A 20859-nucleotide genomic window follows, 5' to 3' on the forward strand; every position below is an offset into this window, starting at 1 on the left:
TACCCAAGGCTATTATCGCTAATTTGAATTTCTCTAATTCATCGTGTTTACCTTCTATTTACTCCAAAGTAGCGTCAAATATTTAAGCTACTTTGGAGATATCCATGCCTCGTGTTCGTTCTTCGCGCATACTTCTTTCTTTATCTGTTTTACTTATGTCAACAGGATGTTCGACCGAAGACTCACCACTGATCGGAGATACGCCTCGCCCTGTTCGTTTGACTGAAGTCCAAGCCGTGGGTCATCAAGAAATAAGACGTTTTCCTGCTAAAGTTTCTGCGTCGAAGGAAGTCGAGCTCGCTTTTAGAGTGGGTGGTGAAGTCGTGGAATTTAACTTAAAGCCATCGCAAAGAGTGACAAAAGGCGAAGTCATTGCTCGACTTGACCAGCGAGATTTTAAAACTGAAGTCACATTGAAAAAATCGGAGTTTGATTTAGTCAAAAGGGAATTAGATCGAGCGACCCAAATGATGAAAAAGAATCTATTGGCTCAAGCGGAGTTTGATGGCATTCAAGCTCGTCTTCAAGTTGCACAGGGGGCTTTACAGCTTGCACAAGACAGGTTGAAAGATACCGTCATTACTGCGCCTTACAGTGGTCGAATTGCAACGACTCACATTGAAAACCATCAACAAGTGCAAGCTCACCAAGGTATTGTCCTTTTACAAGACCATGAAATGATTGATGTCACGATCCAGTTACCTGAGAACGTACTTAGCCAGATGGATGCTAAAAGAATTGACCCATCTTATCAGCCCTTAGCGACTTTTAACGTCTCGTCGGTTTCATACCCTGTGACTTATAAACAGCATAAAACGCAAGCAACAGTAGGAACACAAAGCTATGAAGTGACCTTTACTCTGGTCGCGCCAAAAGATAACCATACTGTGTATCCAGGTATGGGAGCAACGTTACACCTTGATATCGATAAAATCATTGCCGATAAGCAAGGTGCTCAACGTTTTGTCGTTCCTGCTAGCGCCATTTTAGACAATGACCTGATTGGTCAACCTCAAGTCTGGGTATTTCAGAACGGGCTAGTTTCTCCGTTAGATATCACCATTCAAGGCGTGTCGACGCGTGGAGCGATTGTTTCTGGAAATTTATCTGAGAATAGCTATGTGGTGAGTGCTGGTGTCAGTCAATTGTCAGAGGGTATGAGAGTCACGCCTATTGTTCGTGAGCGAGGTTTATAATGAACCTGACTAATTACGCAATTAAAAACAAAGTCATAAGTTGGCTAGTGGTTGTCATCTTATTAGTGGGCGGCGTGCTTTCGTTTCGTGGTTTAGGGCAATTGGAATTTCCAGCATTCCCTATTCCACAAGCCATGGTTAACACCACGTACCCTGGTGCCTCTGCAATGCAAGTAGAGGAGGAGGTCACCTTACCGCTTGAGCGTGCGATTTCTCAGCTCGAATATGTTAGAGATGTCGAATCTTTTACCAGTGCAGGGCTGTCTCAGATTGCGGTGATATTAAAAGAAACCATACAAGCAGAACAACAACCTCAGGTATGGGATGAATTACGTCGTAAGGTGAATGATATTCAACCTAGAATGCCGCCGGGAGTGAACCCATCGCAAGTCATTGATGATTTTAGCGATGTATATGGCATTCTCTACAACATTACGAGTGATGAATACACTTATCGCGAACTGCAAAATTACGGTGAATATCTTCAGCGTGAGCTTCTTTCCATTCAAGGGGTAAAGAAGGTTAACTTGGCTGGGCTAGTCTCTGAACACATTGTGATTGAGATTGCCCAGCAAGATCTTAATACGTTGAATCTTGATCCTGCTTGGCTTTCTCGTTTGATTCAAAATCAGAATATGGTGTCTAACGGCGGTGATTTGCTACTTGATGGACAATCGATCCGAATCCATTCCTCTGGTGAGTTTAATGAAATTGAAGCGTTAAAGTCATTTAAATTTAGCCCGCCGGGAAGCAATGACCTGATCCAATTAGGTGATATCGCAGAGGTAAGCCGTCAGTTTCAGGATAAAGCTTATACCTTGTATCGTAGCAATGGTGAACAAGCCATTTCTCTTGGGATCTCGTTTGCGAACAGCGTCAATGTGGTTGATGTGAGTGAACGTGTCAGTAATAAATTGGCAGAACTCGATTTTTCTCGCCCAATCGGCATTGAATTAAACAAAGTGTACGACCAAGGCGATGCGGTTGATAAATCGGTATCTGACTTTGTGATGAGCCTAGTCGAAGCGGTATTGATTGTTATTGTCGTGCTGTTATTTGCGATGGGCTTGCGTTCAGGCATTTTAATGGGGGCTATTTTATTACTGACTATCCTCGGTACCTTCATTGGAATGAGTATTCTAGGCGTTGAGATTCAAATCATTTCACTTGGAGCTTTGATCATTGCACTGGGAATGTTGGTTGATAATGCGATAGTGATAACTGAAGGTGTCTTAATCGGCCTGAAACGTGGATTGACCAAACGTAAAGCCATTGAATCCGTTGTTAAACAGACCCAGTGGCCCCTGCTTGGTGCAACACTGATTGGTATTATTGCATTTGCCCCGATTGGCTTGTCTGCCGACGCAACGGGGGATTTCTTAGGGTCTTTATTCCAAGTATTAGCGATTTCTTTATTACTAAGTTGGGTGCTTGCTATTACGTTAACGGCGTTCTTCTGCGAACTGATGTTTAAAGAAGAAATCGCCGAAGGTGAGTCAGAGCATATCGATCCTTATCGAGGGTTGATATTTACCCTGTATCGCACGGTTCTTAATACCGCACTAAAAAACCGTATCGCGACTATGGTCATCACTCTGGTCTTGCTTATTTCTGCTGTGATCGGGTTTGGTTCTGTAAAACAAGCCTTTTTCCCGCCATCTAATACGCCAATTTTCTATGTGGATGTATGGCTGCAACAAGGCACAGACGTTCGTGAAACAGAACAACGCCTAGAGCAAATTGAACGTACCGTGAGCGGGTTTAATGACGTTCATAATGTCACGACCGTCGTAGGTTCGGGTGCTCAGCGATTTATTCTGACGTATGCACCTGAAAAATCATACAGCAGTTACGGACAATTGATTGTTGAAGCGAAAGATTTAGCCGCGATCGAAACGATGTTACCCCAGATGAAAGCAAGACTTGAAAGTCTACATCCGGATATTGATTTTAAGTTTAAGTTAATGGATTTGGGCCCTGCACCTGCCGCTAAAGTAGAAGCACGCTTTTATGGTGCGGATCCACTGGTGTTGAGACAACTTGCTGCTCAAGCGAGTGAGATCATGCGTAATGAGCCAAAAGCAACCGCAGTTCGTCACTCATGGCGAGAAAAAACTCAAGTGCTTGAACCGCAACTTGATGGTGCAGCAGCAAGGCGAGTTGGGATAACCAAGAGTGATCTTGATAGAACCTTGTTACGCAATTTAAATGGTGAGCAGATTGGCTTGTTCAGAGATGGCAGTCATATCATGCCGATTGTGATACGCGCGCCAGATGAAGAACGTTTTGATATCGACAGATTACCTGAGCTACAAGTGTGGAGCCAAGATCAAAGTCGTTATATCCCAATAACACAGGTCGTTTCCGACTTTAATTTAACGACGGAAGACTCTCTAATTGTTCGTCGTAACTTTAAACGCGTGATTTCCGTTATGGCCGATGTGACGCCATTTGGTGATGATACGGCTGAGTCTTTACGCCGTTTGGTCGCTCCTCAAATCGAAGCGATTGAACTCCCTCAAGGCTATCATTTTGAGTGGGGCGGTGAATATGAAAGTCAGCAAAAGGCTACCAACAACCTAATGGGTTCATTGCCAATGGGATACCTGATCATGTTCTTGATTACGGTATTGTTATTTAACACTATTCGTCAGCCTTTGGCGATTTGGTTGACGGTACCTCTGGCATTGATCGGTGTGAGTGCGGGCTTACTATTAATGAATATTCCGTTCTCGTTCACTGCATTACTAGGGCTATTGAGCTTATCAGGCATGATTGTGAAGAATGGTATTGTGCTGGTGGAGCAAATCAATATCGAAACCGACCAAGGTTCAAACCTTAACCGTGCGATTGTGGATGCGAGTGTGAGTCGTGTTCGACCTGTGTGCATGGCGGCAATTACTACCATGTTAGGTATGATCCCGTTGGTATTTGATGCCTTCTTCCAGTCGATGGCGGTGACCATTATATTCGGGCTTGGGTTTGCTACGTTACTAACATTAGTGGTGCTGCCTGTGATTTATGCCTTGCTGTATCGAGTAAGCTATCGTTAACACCTCAATGTTCAATACTTCTCATTAGGAAAGAACGTCCAGAGTTGTTCAAGATAAAGCTGATGCTAACAATGTTGGTATCAGCTTTTTCGTTTGTATTAGCTAGAAAAATGAACGATTTAGTACTCAAATTCGACCAAAGATACGTGTTGTTATCAATGTATCAATTGTCTGAGTTAGTTAGAAAACCACCTGTGTGACAGCCTTAAAACGTCCATACCTTGCTATCGAATCTTTGTGAGGAAAACCTAAGCAGATGTTCGTTGAAGGAGCCAATGTTTACTAGTCCGTCAATGTTTACTGGTTCAATGTTTACTGGATCAGTGGAGCACTTACATAGAAGAACGAAGATCAAGTAGAGCGATTAGAAAATGTGTGGGTATCTTGAGGGGGATAGTATTGTCGGCTGATAGGATGAAAATTGGATGTGCTTACAAACAAGAAAATCCCACACAATAAGCAATCTAAAGTGTGGGGGTTTGATACGAAAAACTACAGCAATGCGCTGATGTCTTGTACGATCTCAGTAATACCGATAGTAAAGAATTGCACACCCATACAGATAAGCAGAAAACCCATAATACGAGTAAACGCGTTAATACCATTCTGCCCTAAAGCTTTAAGTAACGGGTAAGCCATACTCAAAATAAAAGCGGCGACCAAGCTAACGACACCAAAGCCTCCAATTACTCCTGTATAAATACTTATCTTTTCTAACTCTTCCTCGCTAGACGCGATTTCAGCGGCAAGGCTAATGATCAGTGCCATTGTTCCGGGGCCACACAACGATGGAATGGTAAGCGGTACCAATGCGATGGAATCTTGCCCGACACTACCATCCATGTTTTCTGGTTTTGGAAACAGCATGTTAAAGCCAATAGCACAAATGATAATCCCGCCACCTAAGCGTAAGCTCGGAATTGAAATACTAAACAGCTCTAAAACGGAGGCACCGATGAAGAAGGTGATACACATGGCAATGAACAGATAAATCCCAACAGTTTTCGCTTGTGAAACGATGTAACTTTTGTCTCGTCCCTTACTTAAACCAAGAAGAACAGTAGCGGCTGCTGGAGGGTTCATCATCGGCAATAAGCCAAGAACGGTGAGAGTTAAATAAGTGAATAACGTTTCTAAATGCATACGGTTTCCTTAAGTGTGGGTGGGTTTTTGTGTCATTGGGTGGTGGTTAAATTATTAGGTTTCGGTTTAATCTCGAATCAAATTAATGACTAAATGACTAAATGACTGACTAGCTAACTAGGTTAAAGAAGCATTAACTGAGCAAGATACAGAACACTAAAGAATGAAATCGCATCGGTTAATGTGGTAAGTAGTGGGCTAGATAACATGGCCGGATCGAGGTTTACGCGTTTGAGAAGCAGAGGTAACGCGCCACCGATCATGACTGCGAAAGTGGACGATATTGTGTAGGCCGCCGCAACAAGTACTGGTAATAAATGACTTTGCTGACCATGGGTAATCAACATGAGTAGAGCAATAACTAGACCAATAGCAAGACCATTGATAGCACCAATCGGGAACTCTTTGGCGACAACAAATAACCAGTCTCTAGCGGAAATATGCTTTGTTGATAATTCTCGAATAGAAACGGCAACAGATTGGTTACCCGCGGCACCGGATAAGTTAGCCACCAAAGGTAAAATTGCGGCTAATACGGCAACTTGTTCGATAATATGTTCAAAGGAAGCGATGATCGATACCGCGGTATAGCTCAAGATGACCGATGGCAGAAAAAATGTGAGGCGTCGGATATTACGCTTGAGTAGTGGCATGGTACGAAACTCGTCGCCGCCAAATATACCGCTGCTCTCACGTTGTTGTTGTTCGGATTTTTCATATAACGCCTGGTTTAATTGGGTGTGACCAACAATGCCAATTTGAAAGCCATGTTCGTTAATAACAGGAACGGTAGAGTGTGAGGTTGAGTCGAGCACACTTTTTAATGATTGGAGATCAAAATCTGCAGGTACGGTGGGAACACTTGTATCAATATGATCAAGTAATCTATCCCAAGATTGAGCGAGAAACAGTTCTCGGGTTTTCACCGCTCCTAAGTAGTTACCGTGTTTGTCGTGCAAATAAATGTAGCGCCATTCAATTCGTTCAGAGCTTTGCTCGCCTTCACGCAAGATGGTTTCCAAATCTGAAACGGTTGCCCAGTTTTCTAATTTGATGACCTCGTTCTTGCAAATTCGCCCCACAGAACCATTAGGAAATGACATCGCTGCTTTTTCTTCGTGTTCCCAGGTTTCGGGCAATGAGAATTCAAGGGCTCTGTGGAGAGGTTTCGGTAAGCTGCGTAATAGAGAGCGGCGAACGTCTGAACGCATATGCAATAGAATGTCTTTTGCACTGTTGATAGGAAGATTTGAAAATAAGAGTGCACGCTCTGGCTCTGTTAGATAATCCAGAAAGTCAGCAGCCAGATTAGGCTTTTGAGTACAAAGCAACGCCCAAAATTGTTCAGATTCAGCGCTGTTGAACTTTCTAATCACGAATGGAAGATCGGTTAGGTTTGCACTTTCTATTTGTTTGATAATGCGGTCACTAGTACCGAACTGCATTGCTGAAATTAACTCGGCGTACAGCAGTTCGGCTTCAGTGTTAGGTAGTGGTACGGCTATCAAGGTCATAGTAATTGGCTACACTGCAATGTGGTTTCGTTTACGGATAATTCGGATAAACAGGGTGATGAAAGCAATTGCCATTAGTGACAAGCTGGTGAAGAGAAACCACCTAGTGATTAGCTCTTGATACTGGCTGAGAAATGGGTGACGCATAATGGATTTTCCTGCATAAAGCAGTGTTAACACCCACACGATTGAACTGGTCATGCTGATCATGACTGTGCGGATAAAGCTTAGGTGTGCAACGCCCATCAGCATCGGGGTTAGAACACGAACAAAAGGGATAAAACGAGACACGAACAACGATAGGAACCCAAATCTATGGAGAAGGCGCCTTGCTCTAGGTAATGAGTCGTCAGGCAGTACGACTTCAACTTTGTTCATGAAGCGTGAACCTTCTAACCAGCGCCCTTGTAGATAACCGATAATGGTACCTAAACAAGCCGATAAGCTTAGAGCAGTCAGGGCGGTATAAAAATCCACAGCACCTAATCCAACCAGTCCACCTACAAACAAGACCAGTCCGTCCCCGGGAAGAGGTAAAAACACAAAACTCGACTCTAGAAATAACACAACCGCAAGCAGTAGCAGCAAGATATGGAGTGAGTTGATCTCAAGTAACGTGTCAAAATCTTGTACCCAAATGGCGGATAATATTTCATTCATACTCTTTCCTTAATGGTATCAAACGACGTAACAACCAGATCGAATGATCTGGCTGTTGTTCTTCGTGTTAATCGAACATCAAAATTAAATAAGCGAAGAAAAGGACAAGGTGGGTCGCGCCATTAAGTGAGTTGGTCCTGCCGCTACTAAAGCTAACGCTGGTCATGAGAAGTGTGGCGGCCAGTAACACCATTTCTGCAGGCTTTAGGCCTAATTTAATGGGTTGCTCCATTACCCCTGAGATGAGTAAAACGGCAGGTACGGTCAGCGCAATCGTTGCTAATACTGAGCCAAAGAACAGGTTGATAGCACGCTGCAGTTGGTTTGTGAGGGCTGCTTTGACGGCTCCGACGGCCTCTGGTGCAAGAATAATAAGCGCAACGATAAGGCCGCCAAGGGCAGGCGGGGCGCCCATAACGCTAATGCTGTCGTTAATAGGTATGGCTAAGCTTTTTGCAAGAAGTATAACGATGAGCAAGTAGCCAATTAACATCACGGTGTGAAATAGATTGCTACTTACCGGGCCGTGGTGGTCGTGTACACTTTTATTGTCGGCATCAATGAAGAAATGAATATGGCTACGTGTTTGTACGAACAGAAATACGCCATACAACGCAATGGATGCGAGAACCAGTGTGCCCATTAAGCTCAATGACATGTTTCCGTTCTCACTGCTGCTGGTAAAGTTAGGCAAGATCAAACAAAGCATTGCGAGTGGAATAATGGCAACCAAATACGCTTTAATGCCATCCAAATTATAGGACTGAGTGTGATACTTCATCCCACCCACTAATAAGGTAATACCGACAAATCCATTCAATACCGCCATGATCACAGCGAACATCGTATCTCGAGCAAGGACAGGGTTTGGATCGCCAGTTAACATAACGGAAGAGATCATAATCACTTCTAATGAGATTACCGACAATGTCAGAATGAGTGTACCAAATGGGTCTCCTAGTTTGATTGCTAGGGAGTCTGAGTGGCGTACAACCGCGAAAATTGCGGTCATTGTGATATAAAAGAGTACGGCAGTAGTGATGACATAAGAGAAGATTGAGAGACTTGAGGTCAGCATGCTTTCACCAAAAGTCTTGAAAAATATAACAGTCAAAATACCGATGAGCAGTGTTTTTTCTTGCTTCAAAGTCTTATACATTTTGAGCTTTTCGTTTGGCACCAACATCGTCAGTTCCTATTGACTTTGTTAATTTGCGAATGTTCACTACTTCCTCCATAAGGTAGTGTTCGACTCGCAGTTTATGGTGGTTCGGAAAGTCTGAGTATGAATTTGAGAAATTCATAAATGCGTTTATATCTACCCCAACGCTGAATTTCTCTAATTCGTCGAGTTCTAGTTTTGAGGTTTCAATATTGGCTTAAACAAGCGGCAAGTCGAGTTCATAAACTCCCTTTGGCTTTGCGATCAAAGGATTCGACAAAATCCTATCGGCTAAATTTAATCCCATGACTCTTGTGCCTAAGCTTATCGTTAGCCCTTTAATCTATGTTCTATATCTTCGAAATTGAATTCGCTAAATCAGCAGTGGAACGTGTGATTTATATGCTGATGGAGAACCGTTTTCGGGTACTTGAGAGTGACTGCTTACTGATACCGTTGGAATACAGCGATTACTACGCAAAGCTGATGTGGGGATTAATCATCATGTGCAGATAGTCTGTGTCATGGTGACTATACAAATGGAGGTGTTGAGTGCATGGCTGAATCGGAAGGTGCACTTAAACAGAACAGTGAATTGTGCGATAGACACATTAGCTAATTTTCATGGATTCATGAATGAAAAACGACCGACAACATACGTGATGTCAAGTGACTCTGTAGCGATGGTTCCACTCTATAGCCGCGCCGTTATTCTTATTCTATGAGCTAAGCTATTCCAGAAGTTAAATTACTCTATGGACTAAATAGTTATATCTCAGGCTGAACAACGCTATCGAAGAAGCTTTGCATGGTTTGGTGCAACAGTTGGTTCAGTGGGAAACCACGTTTTGATTGCAAGTAACCACCATTGATTTGTATCGTTCTCATCTCTTTTGGAAGAAGAGGAAGCGGGTAACAGCTTAGCTCAGGCTCATCCTTAGTCAGAAATGTACTGCCGAATAAGATCGCATCAGAGTTCTTCACTTTGTTGAGCAAAACTCGAATACTGTGGGTAGTTAGTACAATATTGGCCTTATAACCTTTTGTTAAATAAAAGTCTTCAGCGGGTGCTCGTTTTGAGTTGATTCCATCCACTACTATACGAGTAATAGGGAGGTGATGGATATCTTCTAAGGCGTTACTCTTGCTGAGTATTGGGTGGTTTTTTCGAGCAACGATACTGAGTTTGATTTCTTTTAAATGGTGTTGATAAACTTCTTGTGGCAATGGGAAATCAGAAAAATGGAGCATGTAATCTATTTGACCATTCAGCATTTCACTCAAGCTTTGTTCTTGCCAGTAAACTAGTTTAAAACTGGCAGTAGGCAGTGCTTCTCTTAGTGCACTAAAAATGTCATCGCCGTATTGTTCGAGTAAATAAATGTTCATTGCGATAGTAATTTCACCGGTAAATTGCAGCGGTTCAAAATTATTATACGACTCAACAACTTTTAATAGTGGTGTGAACATTTCATCGGCCGCTTCAGCCAATTTTTCAGCGAGCTCAGAAGGCTCTACACCGTGAGCTTTACGAATGAAAAGTTGATCACCAAACGTCTCTCTTAGCTTAGCCAGACCACGGCTGACACTGGTTTGTGATATCCCTAGTTTGTCTGCGGCTTGATGTGTGTTGCGTGTTTCTACCACAGCTTGTAATAGTTTCAGTAGGTTTAAATCTAAATCGCGAAGTTCTTTCATCGTCAGCTCTTAACTATTGAGAGTCTTTCATTGTAGTGTTCAACGCGAATGACGCAAACTCATTTTTGTCCGCAGGTGTGTCAGTCTGTGTCGAACCGACTTGAACATAAATATAAGTATGGTTTATAAAAAGTTGTATATGTCACCGTTACTTGAGGTTTGGAACATATTTGTACTCTAATAGGACTATCGGAACGACCTTGATATTGAGTAATTGATAGTATCTAGGTTGCGATAGGTGATATTGGAGAGTCACCCAAGCCATTTGCAAAGTCCGTATATTGCTGTTCCTGTATTTAATCTTATTGTTAATGAGCCCAAATGATTAGCTCTGAACGTGTTGGGACAGTTTATTGTGCCAATGGTTTTACTAGAATCTATTTAAGTCTTCAGTGGTGCTAGTTCAATTCAGCCCCCCTTCTTAATGACTCAATATGTGTTAGGTAGTATTTTCCAATCAATACCCCGTAAGCTCCATATAACCCGTACCGGAGTGTGTTCCTTCAATTGAGATAGGCCCCTCCCAATAGGGAACCGACAGCGGCATTTTGGCATTTGGATTAAGCGCTGAAGCAGTCAGTTCTATTTGCTGGCTTGGAATCGAAATTTGCCACTTTGTTGGGTAGTCACGCCCATCGATTTCAGTTTGCCTGATGGCGGTTAAGTTGATGCCTTGTTGCTTAATTGCGAGGCCGGAGCCATCTTGATTCATCAACCTCGCATGGGAATAACTAGCTTTGCCTGATGTTGAGTTTCGAAGCTGAAATACCACCAAACTGGTTTCATCACTCAGCCTTAACGCAAACCAATCCCAGCCTTGTTGTGAGTCGAGTAAAAACTGCGAGCTCCATTCTCTGTCTATCCAACCTGTACCGGAAACCTGATGGGTGACGCCATCAATAGTTACCTCGCCTGATATATCGATGAATGGCTGGCTGTAGTAATAGGAAGCCACTTTACTATCGCTACTTTTAGTGCTGTAGCCTTGCTCACCTTGTTTTTGATAAGGCGCGTTACTGGTGAGCGATAGCGAGTAGCCAAACTGATCGGAATTAGCGTTCAAGGTTGCGGGGAATAGGTCATCGCTTGAAGAGTTCCATTGCCAGTCGTCAAGATAAACACGAAACGGCGAATCGCTAACACCCGCAAGTTCAGCTTGGTCACGTGACCATTTTTCATCGGCGTAGTGTTTGTCTTTCGTGGTTACGGCGCTGTGTGCCATGTAGATTTGCTGACTTTGCCACGTCGTTTGCTTAGCGCTATTCGAACTGTCCTTTGGTGCAGCCGCGAAGCGGAATTGTGTCCATTGTACGCCTAGCGCATTGCCGTCTTCATCAATGAGGTTGGCGGTTAAGTACCACCATTCATGACGAAAATCAGGGTGTGCTTGATGGTCGGCAGGGAAGGTGATCTCGACGCCTTTTACTACTGGTGTGAATTGCTCAGTCTCTTTTTGTGTTTCATTCTCGGCTTGTGTTCCAGTGCCGAGTATCGAACCCATATTTTGAGCTGACTGTTTTGTTGATAGTTTTGTTGAGTGCTGTCTAGGCTCGTCGCATCCTAAAAGGAGCAAGATGCCAATTGTGAGAACGAAAACTTTTATTGGTCGATTCATCACAACACCTCACTTTGCAAACTGGATACCACGGGTTTACTGACCAAACGCCACAGTGGAATCAAGGTCGCAAACACAGCCACTAAAATGGTGATGGCTGCGATGCCGAGTGCATCACTCCAATTCCATGCATAATTTAAACTCCAACCAAAGGCGCGCAGGGTAACGATGTCCGTCAACACATAACCGACCATAGCGCCGAGTGGTAAGGCGATAACCAGAGTGAAGGTGACCAGAACTACGATTTGCCCGATCACCATCGCCATCAATTTTTGCTGGCTAACGCCGAGCGCATACAACCTTGCAATAGCGGCTTTGCGTGCATCGAGTAACATGAAACAGGCGCAGAACAACCCAATCACCGCCACCATTAAAGTGACGCCATTAAGCGCCCGAGTGATGGCAAAGGTTTGTGAGAAGATATCTAAAGCGATCGATTTGATCTGTGCTTGATCGTAAAGCTGACTTGGGTGCAGGTTCAGTTTCTGGCGCAGTTGTTCGTACACCACTTGTGGGTCGCCAGATACTTTGATTCCCAAGCTGGTGGGCAAGTCAGTAAATCCGCTTTCGAGCCATAAATTAGGTGCAAGTAACACTTCGCCATTGGGTGAGCCGTAATCATGAAAAATCGCGCCGACGATGAGTGTTTTGTCTTGGATCGCATCAAGTTCAAGTTTGCTATTCAATGATAATCTGAGCTTGATCGCGGTAGGCTCGCTGATCGCCACGAATTCACCTTGGTAAAAGCGCGTCCAGAAGTCATCAACGCGGGATTGGAACACCATGGTTTGCTCAAGTGTGTCTTTGTCTTTAGTGCCGAGCAAAGTCGGCAAGCCCTGCAAGTTATCATCGACGTAGTATTGCTTATAGACGGTTTCAACGTTCTCAAACTGTTCTAACGCACGTTCCACATTCGCGATTTCACCTTGGGCAGGGCTAACGTAAATATCGGCATGTAAGCGCTGTTCAAGCCATTGCTTTAACGTGGATTCAAAGCTGCCGACTAAGGTATTCATTCCGATATTGGCGGTGACGGCGAGAAGCAACGCCATCATGGCAAGGGAGAGAGGGGAGATAAGTTCACGCAGCTCAGCGAACAGATATTGTATTAACCCCGATTGGGTGCGTTTTTCGCTCCAGTTCGCTAGCACGCTGAGTGTTTTGGGCAAATACAAAGGAATCGACACCACTAACACTCCGAGCCATGCCATGGTGAAGCGATGATGTTCGCTCATCCATAACCCTGCTAACGCGAGAATAGTTAATACTGACCCGATAACAAACAGCTGATTTTCGTTAGACGTTTCCGGCGCTTGATAGAAACCACCATGGGAGGAGAGTGGTTGTCGCACCCGCTGTTTAAAGTGCTGCCAACAAGCAATAAGCGTTGCGGCCAACGTGAGTAATAGTGCCTGAACTAACCATTGCCACTGCCATGTGCCGGGAAGCAGTGTTGCGCCGTAAAGTTGCTCGAGCGTGATTGCGACGGTTGGATGTAGCCAATGGCTGAGTTGAATACCGAGAATGAATCCAAGCGAAGCACCTAATGTGACTAAAAGAGTCAGCTCGACTAATAGAGCTGAAAACACGATGCTTGGCGTAACCCCAGCTTGCTGAATTTGTACTAACAGCCGATTTCGCTTGAGCAAACTGTACTTCACACCGTTGTAAGCGATGAACAGGCCAACCAAAAACGCCAACAAACTCATGGCGGTGAGATTGAGGTGAAAGCTGTCGGTAATAGATCCGAGATCTGTGCTTTGGTTGTTGGAAATCCATTGCCCTTGATCACCGATGAGGCTTTGCCATTTATCCTGAGTATTGTTCTTAATATCAAAAACAGCGATATAGCTCAGTTGCCCTTGCTTGTTAAGCAGTTGCTGAGCGAATCCAATGTCCATCAACATTCGGCTACCTAACTGCCATTCATCTGGCAATACCACGACTTTTGTGAGCACTTCATCCAAAGTGAGCGTGTCTACTTCTCCCAAGTTCTGGTGTTGCGACTGGCTCATCATCACAATGGGTTCACCCGCTAAGAGTGGCGGCAAAGGTAAGGCATTGTCGAGCAGGGAAATGTTTGGCTCTATGGTTTGAGTATTGCTTCTTTCGTCGACGCGAGAGTGGCGAGTTCTTGAAGTGAGGGCGGCGATCAACTCACTGCCTTGAACTGACCAGCGTCGGCCTTGTTCGTCTCTTACTCGCCCTTCTATAACGGGTAGCGCTGCGCTTAATCCACTTTGTCTTAAGTTGAAGTAGAGCGATTCCGGCAAATAGTTTTGCCCTGCTGGTGGAATGATAAGGTTTTGTGCTTGGGCGCTAAGTTGCTCGGTTGATTCTGCATAACTGCGCTTGGCATTGAGGTTGATGGCTTGCACTGCGACAAACAAGGTGACCGCTAACACAATGCCGATCAGAATCGCTGCGGCTTGCAGTGGCGATTGACGATAGTGCGCTGCGAATAGATTCAGAGTCAGTTTGGTATGGGTGAGCTGGTTCTGTGCGAAGCCAGTTTGCTTCATTGGCTTATTCACAACGCTGCTGCTCTTGGGGTTAGATCCGCGTTCCTTAAACAACCATCATCTAACACCAATTTTGTCTGCATAAAGCTGGCGCATTCTGGGCTGTGCGTAACCAAAAGCACCGCAGTGTTGCCTTGAGTGGTGATTTCACTCAGCAGCTTCATAACCTCTAACCCTGCTTTGTGGTCGAGGTTGCCTGTGGGCTCGTCGGCAAGCAATAGTTTGGGGTTGTGAGCTAAAGCACGTGCTATTGCGACTCGTTGTTGCTGACCGCCAGAGAGTGCGGATACGTGTCTTTCGAGTAGCTCACTGATGCCCAATGCATCCACTAAATAATCGGACCAGTCGCTCCATTTCTGTTGATTTAAATGGAGCGGGAAGGCGATGTTTTGTTTTACGTTGAGTGGCGTTAACAAGTTGAACTGCTGAAAGATAACACCCAATTTTTGATGGCGGAATCGGCTCCACTGTGGGTCTTTCCAATCTAATGTGTTCTCGCCATCGAGCCACAACGTTCCACCGGATAGAGGTTCAAACCCCGCAATGATATTCAGTAGAGTACTTTTCCCACTGCCACTCGCCCCTGTCAAAGCCACGCTTGCCCCTGTCGCCAAAGCGAAATCGATACCTTCCAATACGTGATGGGTATCTTTGCCATCAACAAAGCTTTTGCTGGCATGGGTGAGTGTGACAATTGGGCTTTCCATTTCCTCTCCTTTCCTTATAACCAAAACTAACCATCAAAAGGTGTCGTTACTTGTGGCTATTACCGAAGCGACAATCTCTATAAAACTGTAGACAAAAATTTGAAAAAGAAAGCGATTTACATCGAATTATTAATAACTTGTACTTTGATGAGAGCGAAATGGATCAGTATGAGGAATAATGCAGATGTTAGTGGGAATGTTTAAGCCATCAAAGATGTTTTCGAATTTATTGTTAGATGGTTCGTGACCATGTTTATGATCTTAGAGTAAAGACAATTTGCTCTAAATTTTCACGTAAGAATCCGCAATAACAACTTGTTGTCAACGTAATGAGATTAATTTATTCGCGATTGTGTGCTTACACCATTAATCGCTAATACAAGATGGCAGATTCTATGATTTTCGAATATTATAGGTCTAATATTGAGATAAATATCACATTTCGGTGCGTGCATGGTTAGTTGTCAGTCCATTTGTAAACAGTTCGTTTTACTGCTAACAGTAATTGTTTGTTCGCTTTTCACGGTATCCGCTAGTGCAGACACGAAAAGCACCTTGCGTGAAGAAACAATAATCATAGGGGTTATTAGCTCTAACCCAAAAAAAGCATTCAAACGTGCACAGCCTTTTGCTGATTACTTAGCTGAAAATCTATCTACCTATGGTATCAAAACAGGCCAAGTTGTTGTCGCCCGCGACTCTCATCAAATGGCTCGCTGGATAAAAAGCGGTCAGGTAGATCTGGTTTCTGAAACGGTGTTTGCAGCACAGGAATTAATGCAATATTCGGGTGCTGAACTTTTAGCAAGACGATGGAAAAGCGGTGTGGCGGAATACCATTCAATCTTCTTTTCCAAACGCAATAATGGGGTAGACTCCCTAAGTGATCTACGTGGAAAAACGGTTGTTTTTGAGGATGTCGGTTCTACTAGTGCGTTTCTTGTCCCTGCGGCGATACTGCTTGGGCAAGGATATAAACTCTATGAGTTAAGCTCCCCTAGAGAGCATCCACCGAAAGACGAGGTGGGTTATTTTTTTTCCGATGAGTATTCAAAGTCTGGCGGCGAATCCAATATGATGAGCTGGGTTCATCGTAACATTGTTGCGTCAGCTGCTTTTAGTCATCTCGACTGGGAGAAAGAAATTCCCGAGCAGGTCAAACAACAGTTACAGGTGATCCATACTTCTCCAGCCATCCCCCGCTCACTCGTACTGATACGCCCTGATCTCTCCTCCGAATTTAAGAAAAACATGCTCTTAGTATTACTTTCAGCCCATGAAAGTGAGGAAGGCAAACAGGCTTTGAATGTCTATAAAAAGACGAAAAAATTTGATGCTATCACACCAGAGATTTTAGAAAGCATTTCTTGGGCGGAAGCGCAAAAGCTATTGGTTGATGAATACATCTCCCGTTAACTAGAGAAGTCGTTGCTTATGAAGTTAAAAGGTAAACTTGTACTCGGAAACATGCTTATGGTCGTTTTGACCATGGGTTGCCTTTCCTTGTCTCAGTGGCTGATATCTTCATACTATAGTGATGAAATTCTGGAAGAAACGGCAACGAATATTGCAGAGAACTTTACTTCCCAAGCACAGAGTCAGGCAGAACAAACGGTTGAGTACCTCTCTGAAGCACTTTTTGATCCGATGTATTTTCATGATATCGATAATATTAACTCCATTTTAGAGCCTGCCTTTGAAAATAAAGATGTCATATTCATAAAGGTTTTTGATGCTAATGGTTTGATAGTTCATACCGGAGAGGATGTAGTACTCGGTTATGGCTCCAACTTGGATATGCCAAGGGTGCAAGAAAATGTCTTGAGTAAGCAAGAAAACTATACTGAAATCAATTCATCAGCACTGATTGTTGCGCGTCCAATCACGATGAATAAAACTCGGCTAGGAGGCATAGTGATGAGCTATTCCTTAGAGGCCGTGAAAGGCGATATCGAGAAAAACAATACCATTATCAAGGATATAACTGACTCGAGTAGAAGTTATAGCACGGTATTGAGCATAATATTGACAATGTTCATGTGTCTGGTCAGCCTACTCTTTTCCATGTTATTAGCTAAGACGATGATTCGTCCGATTAATCAACTCCTACAACATTCGAAACGCATCAGTAAAGGGGTTTTCCTAGTATCAAACAACATCCAGCGCAGTGATGAACTCGGAGAGCTTGCTCTGGCGTTTGACAGGATGGATTCAAGCCTCAAGCAGCGGAATGAGGAAGTTGAGTTTTTAGCTTACAACGACCCTCTGACTAAGTTACCGAATCGCTCTCAGTTTATTCAATGTCTTGAGCGATGTATTCATCGATGCAAACAGTCAAAAGAGGTCTTTGCGGTTTTCTTTATCGATTTGGACGAGTTTAAACGTGTCAATGACAACCTTGGACATCAAGCTGGAGATGAGCTGTTAAGTGAAGTGGCTCAGACATTAACTAACTCGCTAAAAAAAATGGGGCAAATGACTACAAAGGAAGAGCCTCAATGCATGATTGCAAGAGTTGGGGGGGGATGAGTTTTTACTTCGCTTATCAGGAATTAAGACAAAGGATACAGTATCTAAGTTTGCCTCTGATATTGTGCACTCTCTAAAACAGCCGATTTACCTCAGTTCCGTAGGTGAATCGGTAGTGGTCGGAGCGAGTGTTGGCGTTGCTTTATATCCAGACTCGGGAAACACTTCTGAAGACTTGGTGAAAAGTGCGGACATGGCAATGTACAGCGCCAAAGAGAACGGTAAAGGTAGGTACTGTTTCTTCAACCAAGAAATCGAACAGAAGATACTAGCAAGGGGAGTCATAGAAAAGGAGCTTAGAGCCGCTATCGATGATTTCTCTCAGTTTAGGCTCTTATATCAACCAAAGTTTGACCTGAAAACAGGGCATGTCGTTGGAGTTGAAGCCCTTATACGTTGGCACCATCCTACAAAAGGCAATATTTCTCCTATTGAGTTCATTCCTATCGCTGAAGCCACGGATATTATTCATACACTTGGTGATTGGATAGTAATGCAAGCCTGCAAAGATATTCAGGAGTGGGATTTTAGACATCACCTTCCTCCCGAATTTTATGTTGCGATAAACCTGTCTCCAAAGCAGCTCTATGGCAATAAAGCACTCCGAACATTCCAATATCAAACACAAAAACATCAAGTTGAAGTAACAAGGTTACATATAGAAGTAACCGAAACGGCCCTAATGTTTGATAAGGTAAGCGCAAAGAAAACGTTGGATGACCTTAGGAGTATGGGGATCAAAGTCTGGTTAGATGATTTTGGCACCGGATACTCTTCACTAGGGTTCTTACGAGAGTTCAACATTGATGGTTTGAAAATTGATCGAAGCTTTGTCAGTGATATTGAGTGCGATATGAATGACCGTGCTCTATGTGCGGCAGTTGTTTCAATGGCTCACCAGCTAGGTATTAAGGTCGTTGCTGAAGGAATTGAAACAACTGTCCAGTCAAACTTCTTAGCGCAATCGCACTGTGATTACGGACAAGGTTATCTCTTAGCCAAACCTATGTGTGCGGAAACGTTGTCGAAAAAACTTGAAACAGGGTTGAGCAAACCTAAACATACAAACGTTATTTATCTGAAGTAATTACGTCTTTTTAAACTCCCCCGTTTAACGCAGTGTTAGGAGAGTTACCTAACACGAGCGCAAGTTATCGCGATCAACGATGTACTAAGGAAGCAATATGATCTTGCCATCTAATCGTGTGGTTTTCGATTCAATGAGATCAATCGCGGTTTGCACTTCATCGAACGGCAGATAGCGGTCAACGTCGAGCTGAATATCGTTTGTGATGAAGTGATCTAGCATGCTTGTGAATTTATCACGGCGAACATCTTTGCCTTCAGCCTCTTCCCAATAACGTAAGAAGAAGGTGCTAAAATCGATGCCTTGGCTCTTCGCCTGCTCAAAAAAACGTGGCTCGTAAAAATCCAGTGACAGCGTGCCATAGTTGATAAAACGCCCATTGTCGCTAAGGGTGTGAACAAGATCGGTTCCGGGTGAGCCGCCAATCGCATCAAAGGCAACGGTCGGCATAGGCAAGCCTAACGCCTTAATTTGAGAAACTAAATCATCATTTGCATCTAACACCCAACTTGAAATGGTCGGGTATTGTTTCGGTTGTGATGTAACGACAATGATTTTGAAGCCGAGTGATTCTGATAATTGAGAGAAGATTTTACCGATGGCTGAACTGCCCGCGTTGATGATCAACACATCTTCTTGGGTCAGCTTAGCTACTTCTGTCGTCAACACCCATGCGGTTAGCGCATTAATGTACAACTGGCAGGCGTAGCCATTTTCTAGGTGCTGAGGAATTTGGAACAGGTCACCTGGTGATACATCGACATAGTTTTGCCATGTTCCACTGGTTGCTACGAGCACTCGCTGATTCATTGCAAACTCAGCATGGCTGGACTCTACAACCCTTCCGACCGCTTCAAACCCCGGAACTCTCGGCGGCTGGTGGCTGTGCTTGTACTGCCCAACACCATAAATCGACAACAGATCACTAGGATTGATGTTGGTCGCCTCAACTCTTACTCGAACCTTATCCTTATCTAGCGTCCCTAAAGTGACATGTTCTAGCTTGAGAGACTCCTTCGGCTGACCGAAGCGGAACTGGCTAATTCGGGTATTTTGCTTAGTGTCAGTCATGGTTCAGGCACCTTTGTGGTTTATGAGCACAGCATCGACTTTAAGTGTAGCGTGTTCATAAACAGTCTTGGGTCGGAAATGTTGTTCAACATTGATGGAGTTGGTAAGCAATCGTCATCGACGTAGTCGACATAATCGGCCGCAGAATCAAAGATCAAAATATCCAATGCCAAACGATCCAATCCGTATCTACCTCGATGGATCATATCCGCTGAAAACACCAATAAGTCGCCCGCTTCTAACGGTATCTGCTTGCCACCAGAGATATCATCGCTGCTCACTTTACCATTTTCTTCTTGGCGAACGTTGTATTCTTCTTCATTGTCCCAGCGTTTGTGTGTTCCGGGGATAAGCTCCATCCCGGGTTCATCAAATATAGGTACACGGAGGTGCAATACTTGAGTTTCCATGATGACTTTCATCTGGTCATCAATGTCATAGTCGTATTGACAGTCGCGATGCCAGAAGTCTTTTTGTTGCGGGTTCACTGGGTTGAAAAACAGCTGCGTGTTCATGAAGGCAGGTTTGTTCGGTATCACCGCATCGACCACTTCCATCACTTTTTTTGAGCTGATGAAGTCAAACAGTACGCTTCTATCGTCGGCGGGTAGATACTCGCTTCCGGTAATCAAAGATGAGTTAAATGCCTCTTCTTGATAGAACTCTTCGTTGTCTGCTTTCCATGATTCATGGAATTTCAGCACGACTTTTCTAAGTGATGCAATTTGAGCTTCATCGAAATAATTTCTGATAACAAAGTAACCATGTTCGTCGTAACGGTCACTTAATTGTTGGCTGTTTTCTACCACTGACTACCTTCGTTCATTCTTTACTGTGTAATAACCACAGGTTTAATAGGCGCATAATGCCAGACAGTCGTCATTCAACCAAGTAACGAGTGC

The 20859-nt window shown here is 43.9% G+C and carries 15 protein-coding genes; 5 read left to right on the forward strand and 10 right to left on the reverse strand.

Annotated features, from left to right (window positions below; all coding sequences use genetic code 11):
- Positions 1-104: 104 nt before the first annotated feature.
- Positions 105-1196, forward strand: a complete 1092-nt coding sequence (locus K08M4_RS16120) for an efflux RND transporter periplasmic adaptor subunit (protein ID WP_086050614.1) — start codon at positions 105-107, stop codon at positions 1194-1196.
- A complete protein-coding gene (locus tag K08M4_RS16125) occupies positions 1196-4249 on the forward strand; it encodes an efflux RND transporter permease subunit (protein ID WP_086050615.1) in 3054 nt (1017 codons plus the stop codon). The genes K08M4_RS16120 and K08M4_RS16125 overlap by 1 nt, the downstream gene beginning before the upstream one ends.
- Before the next feature lie 492 nt (positions 4250-4741).
- On the opposite strand, the gene K08M4_RS16130 is transcribed toward K08M4_RS16125, so the two are convergent.
- The 8 genes from K08M4_RS16130 to K08M4_RS16165 form a co-directional block, all read right to left on the reverse strand.
- Positions 4742-5392, reverse strand: coding sequence for a MarC family NAAT transporter (locus tag K08M4_RS16130; protein ID WP_086050616.1), 651 nt, complete (start codon positions 5390-5392; stop codon positions 4742-4744).
- Positions 5393-5514: 122 nt separating this feature from the next.
- Positions 5515-6906, reverse strand: coding sequence for a magnesium transporter (locus tag K08M4_RS16135; protein WP_086050617.1), 1392 nt, complete (start codon positions 6904-6906; stop codon positions 5515-5517).
- A gap of 9 nt (positions 6907-6915) precedes the next feature.
- Entirely contained in the window at positions 6916-7566 is a 651-nt protein-coding gene (locus K08M4_RS16140) for a DedA family protein (RefSeq protein ID WP_086050618.1), read from the reverse strand.
- A 67-nt stretch (positions 7567-7633) separates the two neighbouring features.
- Positions 7634-8725, reverse strand: coding sequence for a calcium:cation antiporter (locus K08M4_RS16145; RefSeq protein ID WP_086051491.1), 1092 nt, complete (start codon positions 8723-8725; stop codon positions 7634-7636).
- Positions 8726-9496: 771 nt separating this feature from the next.
- Positions 9497-10426, reverse strand: coding sequence for a LysR family transcriptional regulator (locus K08M4_RS16150; protein WP_086050619.1), 930 nt, complete (start codon positions 10424-10426; stop codon positions 9497-9499).
- A 457-nt stretch (positions 10427-10883) separates the two neighbouring features.
- The gene (locus K08M4_RS16155; protein ID WP_086050620.1) at positions 10884-12041 is read right to left on the reverse strand and encodes a lipocalin-like domain-containing protein; all 1158 of its coding nucleotides are present in this window, start codon (positions 12039-12041) and stop codon (positions 10884-10886) included.
- Positions 12041-14563, reverse strand: a complete 2523-nt coding sequence (locus K08M4_RS16160; protein ID WP_086051492.1) for an ABC transporter permease — start codon at positions 14561-14563, stop codon at positions 12041-12043. Before K08M4_RS16160 ends, K08M4_RS16155 begins: the two co-directional genes overlap by 1 nt.
- Before the next feature lie 8 nt (positions 14564-14571).
- Entirely contained in the window at positions 14572-15270 is a 699-nt protein-coding gene (locus tag K08M4_RS16165; protein ID WP_086050621.1) for an ABC transporter ATP-binding protein, read from the reverse strand.
- A 555-nt stretch (positions 15271-15825) separates the two neighbouring features.
- Between K08M4_RS16165 and K08M4_RS16170 the strand changes: the two genes are divergently transcribed.
- The 3 genes from K08M4_RS16170 to K08M4_RS22345 are packed head-to-tail and all read left to right on the forward strand — an operon-like array spanning position 15826 to position 18886.
- Positions 15826-16686: a phosphate/phosphite/phosphonate ABC transporter substrate-binding protein gene (locus K08M4_RS16170; protein ID WP_232460254.1), complete on the forward strand. Its 861-nt coding sequence runs from the start codon at positions 15826-15828 to the stop codon at positions 16684-16686.
- A gap of 18 nt (positions 16687-16704) precedes the next feature.
- A complete protein-coding gene (locus K08M4_RS22385; protein WP_250638349.1) occupies positions 16705-17799 on the forward strand; it encodes a HAMP domain-containing protein in 1095 nt (364 codons plus the stop codon).
- Positions 17777-18886 (forward strand): putative bifunctional diguanylate cyclase/phosphodiesterase, encoded by a 1110-nt coding sequence (locus tag K08M4_RS22345; protein WP_250638350.1) that lies wholly within the window; start codon positions 17777-17779, stop codon positions 18884-18886. The genes K08M4_RS22385 and K08M4_RS22345 overlap by 23 nt, the downstream gene beginning before the upstream one ends.
- An 84-nt stretch (positions 18887-18970) precedes the next feature.
- Here K08M4_RS22345 and K08M4_RS16180 read toward each other — a convergent pair whose 3' ends face one another.
- Positions 18971-19957 carry a zinc-dependent alcohol dehydrogenase family protein gene (locus tag K08M4_RS16180; protein WP_086050623.1) on the reverse strand — a complete coding sequence of 329 codons (987 nt, stop codon included), beginning with the start codon at positions 19955-19957 and terminating at the stop codon, positions 18971-18973.
- Positions 19958-19977: 20 nt separating this feature from the next.
- Positions 19978-20766 (reverse strand): phytanoyl-CoA dioxygenase family protein, encoded by a 789-nt coding sequence (locus K08M4_RS16185; RefSeq protein WP_086050624.1) that lies wholly within the window; start codon positions 20764-20766, stop codon positions 19978-19980.
- Positions 20767-20859: the final 93 nt, after the last annotated feature.

Origin of the sequence: Vibrio syngnathi (assembly GCF_002119525.1) — a bacterium.
In the GTDB taxonomy this organism is placed as follows: Bacteria; Pseudomonadota; Gammaproteobacteria; order Enterobacterales; family Vibrionaceae; genus Vibrio; species Vibrio syngnathi.